This is a genomic window from Streptomyces sp. NPDC054770 (assembly GCF_053611985.1).
In genome coordinates this window covers 35,600-42,078 of record NZ_JBSHBL010000083.1, presented here as the reverse complement: position 1 = coordinate 42,078, position 6,479 = coordinate 35,600, and the positions used below count along the sequence as shown (strand labels likewise).

The window sequence follows — 6,479 nt, the reverse complement described above, 5'->3', positions numbered from 1 at the left end:
CCGGTGACGTGTTCCCCGCCGAGGACCGCCTCGGCACCTGGCGCCACCTGCTGGTGGCGGTCCGCTCGCCCGCGCGGATCTTCGCGGCGAAGTCGCTCGCCAGTCTCACCGTCATCCTGCTGCTGGTGGCCGGACTGGTCGCGTCCAGCACGGCCGGCGGGCTGGCGTCGGTCGGCAACCAGCCGCTGGTCGGCCTCGACGGCCACCTGCTGTCGCCCGGCGACGCGGCCGCCCGGGTCCTGCTCGCCTGGCTCGCGGCCCTCGCCCCGACCCTGGCCCTCGCTGCGATCGGACTGCTCGGCTCGGTCGCCCTCGGCCGCTCCCCGACGGGCCTGCTGCTGCCCCCGGTCGTGGCGCTCGCCATGTCGGTCGCCCAGATGCTGCCGCTGCCCGTCGCCGTGCGCCTGGCCCTGCCCGGCTACGCCTTCATCTCCTGGAACGGCCTGTTCACCAGCCCCGCCCAGCTCACCCCGCTCCTGATCGGCGTCGCGGTCGGCCTGGCGTGGACGGTGCTCGCCACCGCCCTCGCGTATCTGCTGTTCGTACGGCGGGACTTCACCAACCCGGCCTACGACGGCTCCGGGCGCCGCGCGTTCACCCTCGGCGTGCTGCCGCTGGCCGCGCTGACCGCCGTCACCGTCGGGGCGGTCGCCGTGGCCACCCCGTCGACCGGCTCCGGGATCCGGCAGGACAAGGTGCAGAAGTCCCTCGCCACGGTCTTCGCCCACCTCTACCGACTCCAGACCGGGCAGCTGCACCGGCCGGCCGTCACCGAGGCGCAGCTGCGGGCCACGGCGGCCTGCACCAAGAGCGACGGCCAGGCCGCCCAGGAGGGCGCCGGCAACGACTGGCGCTGCGTCGTGAGCTGGCACCTGCCCGGCGTCGCGGTCACGGGCACCGCGATCTACCAGCTCGACATCACCTCGGACGGGCGGTTCGTGGCCGACGGCGACGGTCCCAAGGAAGTCAACGGCTACTTCCTGGTGCGGACCCCGACCGGCGACGCCCCGAATCCGCTGTGGCAGTTCGACGGCAACGTCGACCTGCTCGACACCCACTGAAGGGAACAGCTCCGTGCAGGTAACACGCCAGCGTCGGATCAGCGAGAAGAAGCAGTTCAACCTCTTCGGCAGACATGTCGGCCGCCGGGCCCTGCTGGTGACGTCGGGTATCGCCGTCGCCCTCGGCGTCACGGGGACCGCGGTCGCCTCGACCTACCAGTTCGGCACCCAGCAGGTCGGCCAGACCACCGCCAACGGCCAGGTCGTCTCCGCCGATCAGTACATCAACCCCTACGGCATCCGCAGCGTCATCAACGACGGCAAGATCATGTCGTCGACGGTCAGCCCGGACGGCACCCACCTCGCCGCCTCGGTCACCGACGGCGACGCCTCCCTGGTCGTCCTGGACCTGGCGACCGGCCAGGTCACGCAGAAGATCGGCACCAACGCGGCCGACAACCTGCGCATCAGCAGCGGCGCGGTCGGCCAGGAGGGCCCCACCTACTCGCCCGACGGCAAGCAGCTGTGGCTGGGCCAGGCCAACGGCTACACCAAGTTCACCGTCAACGCCGACGGCACCCTCGCGAACCCGACGGCCGTCAACATCGCGGCGGACGGCGCCAAGCAGGCACTGGTGGGCGCGGCCGTGTTCTCCGCCGACGGCGCCACCGTGTACTCCGCGGTCAACGGCCAGAACAAGGTGGTCGCCATCGACGCGGCGACCGGCACGATCAAGCAGACCTGGGCGGTCGGCAACGCCCCGCGCGGTCTCGCGCTGGTCGGCGGCAAGCTCTACGTCAGCAACGAGGGCGGGCGTCCGGCCAGGGCCGGCGACACCACCATCAACTCCTACGGCACCGACGTGGTCGCCAACCCGAAGACCGGCGCCAGCACCACCGGCACGGTCAGCGTCATCGACACCGCGGACCCGTCCGCCGCCGTCGGCACCATCGACGTCGGCCTGCACCCGACCGCCGTGTACGCGAGCAGGGGCGCGGTGTTCGTCACCAACACCGCCGACAACAACGTGTCGGTCATCGACACCCGCAAGGACAAGGTCGTCCAGACCATCTCCACCCAGCCGTGGCCCGAGGCGTCCGTCGGCTACGAGCCCAACGCGGTCACCCTCACCGACGACGGCCGCCTTCTTGTGACCCTCGGCCGGGCCAACGCCGTCGCCGTCTACCGCTACACCTCCCCGCAGCAGCCCGCCCGCTACGTCGGCCTGCTCCCCACCGACTACTTCCCCTCGGAGATCACCACCGTCGGCAAGAAGGTCGTCGTCTCCAACACCCGTGGCATCGACGCGCTGCGCCCCGACGCCGCCGGCCACAACACGCACGACACCACGTCGAGCCTCACCCAGTTCACGCTGCCGAGCGACCAGGTCGTCAGGTCCGAGACGGCCAAGGTGTTCAAGCAGAACGGCTGGACGTCCAACTCGGTCAGGACGGCCAAGGGCGACAGCCACAAGAAGGCCGTCCCGGTCCCGAAGCGGATCGGCGACCCGTCGACGATCAAGCACGTCTTCCTGCTCGTCAAGGAGAACCGCACCTACGACCAGGTCTTCGGCGACCTCCCGCAGGGCAACGGGAACTCCTCGCTCACCCAGTTCGGTGAGAACATCACGCCGAACCAGCACGCGCTGGCCCAGCAGTTCGGCCTGTACGACAACTTCTACGACATCGGCACCAACTCCGCCGAGGGCCACAACTGGCTGATGCAGTCGGACAACCCGGAGTACACCGAGTCGTCGGCCGGCGAGTACACGCGCAGCTACGACACCGAGGACGACGTCCTCGGCCACCAGAAGACCGGGTTCATCTGGACCGGCGCGCAGGCGGCCGGGAAGTCCGTGAAGGACTTCGGCGAGTTCCAGTCGCTGGAGACCAAGCCGTCCGGCGCGACCTGGCAGAACCTGTACTGCGACAGCAAGAACATGGCCGCGACCGGGGCCGGGACCGCCTATCCCATCCAGACGGGCTCGGCGATCCCCTCCCTCAACGACGTGTCGGTGCAGGGCTTCCCGAAGTTCGACCTCGACGTCCCGGACATCTACAAAGAGCAGATCTGGCAGCAGGACTTCGAGAAGAACGGCCCGGCGAACCTGAACATGTTCTGGTTCTCCAACGACCACACCGGCGGTCCCGCGAACGCCGCCGCCGAGGTCGCCGACAACGACCTCGCGGTCGGCCGGACGGTCGACGAGATCACCCACAGCAAGTACTGGAAGGACTCGGCGATCTTCGTCGTCGAGGACGACTCCCAGGCCGGCCTCGACCACGTCGACGGCCACCGCGCCCCGGTCCAGGTCATCAGCCCGTACGCCCAGCACGGCACGGTCGACGACCACTACTACTCGCAGATCACCATGATCCGCACCATCGAGCAGATCCTCGGGATCCACCCGATGAACCAGCTCGACAGCGCGGCCACCCCGATGTACGGGGCGTTCACCAACAAGGCGAACGACACGCCGTTCACGGCGGTCCCGAACCGGACCTCCCTGACCCTCGGCGTGAACCCGCAGCCGGCCTGCGGCTCCGACACCCCGGCCGCCCAGGACACCAAGGCGGTGGCCGCCCCGACGTCGGTCTCCGTCCCGGCGGCCGAGAAGTCGGTCGCGGCGCAGTGGCGGACGTGGGCCTCGCACCAGCGGCTGACCGGCAAGAACGCCGTACCGGACTACGCGAACCCCACCCAGATGAACCGGTACACCTGGTACCAGACCCACAACTGGACCAAGCCCTACCCCGGCGACAAGAAGATCTTCACGCCGGACGACGTACCGGGCGCCTACCTCCCGTCCGCGGAGAACGACGGCTGATCCGGCCCGCTCCTGTCAGGGGACCCCGGTCGGCGGACCGGGGTCCCCTGAGCGTTCTGCCGTGCCGCCGCACCCCGGGCGGCCCGCGGGTGGGCCAAGCTGGCTGTGGAACGTACGAGGACAGGGAGACGTCATGACCGACAAGCCGACCGTGGGCATGCTGGGCACCGGCATCATGGGCGCCGCGATGGCCCGCAACCTCCTCAGGGCCGGGCACACCGTCCGCGCGTGGAACCGCACCCGCGCCAAGGCCGAACCCCTCGCGGCCGACGGCGCCCAGGTCACCGACACACCGGCCGAGGCCGTCGAGGGCGCCGACGTCGTCCTGACCATGCTGTACGACGGCGCGACCGCGCTGGAGACGATGCGCGAGGCGGCCGGCTCGCTGCGTCCCGGGGCCGTCTGGGTGCAGTCGACCACCGCGGGCCTGGACCAGATCCCCGAACTCGCCGCGTTCGCCCGCGAGCACGGCCTGGTCTTCTACGACGCCCCGGTCCTCGGCACCCGTCAGCCCGCCGAGGCCGGACAGCTCACCGTCCTGGCCGCGGGACCCGAGCAGGGCCGGGAAACGGCCACATCCGTCTTCGACGCCGTCGGCGCCCGCACGGTGTGGACCGGCGACGACGGGTCCTCGGCCGCCGCGACCCGGCTCAAGCTGGTCGCCAACAGCTGGGTCCTCGCGGCCACCGCGGCGACCGGCGAGGTGGTCGCGCTGGCGCAGGGGCTCGGCGTGGAGCCGCAGCGCTTCTTCGACCTGATCGCGGGCGGCCCCCTCGACATGGGCTACCTGCGGGCCAAGGCCGGGCTGATCCTCGACGGCGGGCTGACCCCGCCGTCGTTCGCGGTGGACACCGCCGGGAAGGACGCCCGGCTGATCGTCGCCGCCGGCGCGAGCCACGGCGTGCGCCTGGACGTCGCCCAGGCGGCCGCCGAACGCTTCGCCCGCGCCGCCGCCCAGGGGCACGCCGACGAGGACATGGCCGCCGCGTACTTCGCCAGCTTCGAGGACGAATAGCGGCCGACGGCAGCGGACCGGGGCCTGTGCCGACGTGACGGTACGGGCCCCGAGGAGCACCCTGGAAGCAGCGATTCCGGAGGTGGATCCCATGATGAACATGATGAAGACCGCTGTGGGATGGCACGTCGAGATGGAGTTCCTGGAGGACGACACGCACACCCGCGCGGTGGCCCTGGTACGCCTGCCCGACGGCACCGAGGTACGCGCGCACGGCCACGCGAGCCGTCACGAGTCCGACAGCAACCAGCCCAGAGTCGGCGAGGAGATCGCCGGCGCCCGCGCCCTGAACGAACTGGCCATGCAGTTGCTGTCCAAGGCGCACGGCGAGATCGACGCGCAGTCGGGGCGGCACTCGCACCCGATCAACGTGTGAGAAGCACACGCTTCTCCGCAGGGGCGCGGACGGCGGTTACGACAGCGCCGTGCGCACCGCGCGTACCAGCGCCTGCGCCCGCGGGTCCGCCGTCACGCTCTTGCGGAAGCCGTTGGTGACATACCCGAAGGCGATGCCCGACTCCGGGTCCGCGAAGGCGAGCGCGCCGCCGCGGCCCGGGTGGCCGAAGGAGGCGGGGGAGAGCAGCGGGGACGCGCTGCCGTGCAGCATGTAGCCGAGCCCGAAGCGGGTGGAGACGACCAGCACCCGGTCCGGCCCGGCCGACTGCTCGGTGCGGGCCAGTTCCACGGTCTCCGGCGTGAACAGCCGCCTGCCGCCGTCGACCTCGCCGATCAGGGCGGCGTAGAAGCGGGCCAGGCCGTCGGCGGTGGCGATGCCGTTGGAGGCGGGGAGGGCCGCCGCGCGGTAGCGGGGGTCGTTCTCGTCCGGGAGCGGGCTGATCGCGCCGAACGCCCGTCGGGTCAGCGACCCGGCGTCGGCGTACGCCTCGGAGACGGCGCGCTTGGGCCGGGTCCGGAGCGCGCCCGCGGTCTCGGGCGCCGCCAGCGGCCCGACGCGCCCCACGCGCGCCTGCTCGGCCGCCGGGAGCCCGAGCCACAGCTCGGCGCCGGCCGGCCCGGCGATCTCGTCCGCGATCCACTCGCCGACGGTCCGCCCGGTCACCCGCCGCACCAGCTCACCGGTCAGCCAGCTGTACGTCTGTGCGTGGTAGCCGTGGTCGGTGCCCGGCTCCCACACCGGCGCCTGGGCCGCCACCGCGGCCGCGCCGAGGTCGGGGTCGGCGGCCTCCGCGGGCGTGAGCGGCCGGTCAAGGACCGGCACGCCCGCGCGGTGCGCGAGCAGCTGCCGCACCAGCGTCCGCTCCTTGCCGGCCGCCTTGTACTCCGGCCAGTGATCACCCACCGGCGCGTCCAGGTCCAGCTCCCCGCGCTGGTGCAGAAGCAGCAGTACGGCGGCGGCGACGCCCTTGGTCGCCGAGCGCACGATCTGGGCGGTGCCGTGCTCCCACGGCTCGTCGTCGGCGTCCCCGTCGAAGTCCCGGGCGCCGCCCCACAGGTCGACGACGCGGTGCCCGTCCCGGTAGACGGCCACCCCCGCGCCCCGGTCCCCGAGCAGCTCGAAGTTGCTCGCGAACGCGTCCCTGACCGGCTCGAAGCCCTCGGCCACAGTGCCGTGCACGTCGACGTCCACGTCCGGATCCCTCCACCCGCTGCCCGCTTGCTCGCGACAGTGAGTGGA

Annotated in this window: 5 protein-coding genes; 4 read left to right on the top strand and 1 reads right to left on the bottom strand. The window is 71.9% G+C overall.

The features are described from left to right. The 4 genes from ACWGKQ_RS43105 to ACWGKQ_RS43090 form a co-directional block, all read left to right on the top strand. On the top strand, window positions 1-1,061 hold a 1,061-nt coding region (locus tag ACWGKQ_RS43105), incomplete at its 5' end, for an ABC transporter permease (protein WP_453297515.1). A gap of 13 nt (window positions 1,062-1,074) precedes the next feature. Further along, window positions 1,075-3,828 (top strand): alkaline phosphatase family protein, encoded by a 2,754-nt coding sequence (locus ACWGKQ_RS43100; protein WP_453297514.1) that lies wholly within the window; start codon window positions 1,075-1,077, stop codon window positions 3,826-3,828. 133 nt (window positions 3,829-3,961) lie between these two features. Beyond that, window positions 3,962-4,843 (top strand): NAD(P)-dependent oxidoreductase, encoded by an 882-nt coding sequence (locus ACWGKQ_RS43095; RefSeq protein ID WP_453297513.1) that lies wholly within the window; start codon window positions 3,962-3,964, stop codon window positions 4,841-4,843. A 100-nt stretch (window positions 4,844-4,943) separates the two neighbouring features. Further along, window positions 4,944-5,219 carry a DUF1876 domain-containing protein gene (locus ACWGKQ_RS43090; protein ID WP_453297512.1) on the top strand — a complete coding sequence of 92 codons (276 nt, stop codon included), beginning with the start codon at window positions 4,944-4,946 and terminating at the stop codon, window positions 5,217-5,219. A 36-nt stretch (window positions 5,220-5,255) separates the two neighbouring features. Here the strand turns inward: ACWGKQ_RS43090 and ACWGKQ_RS43085 are convergent, their stop codons facing one another. Next, on the bottom strand, window positions 5,256-6,431 hold the full coding sequence (locus ACWGKQ_RS43085) for a serine hydrolase domain-containing protein (protein WP_453297511.1): 1,176 nt from the start codon (window positions 6,429-6,431) through the stop codon (window positions 5,256-5,258). Window positions 6,432-6,479 lie beyond the last annotated feature (48 nt).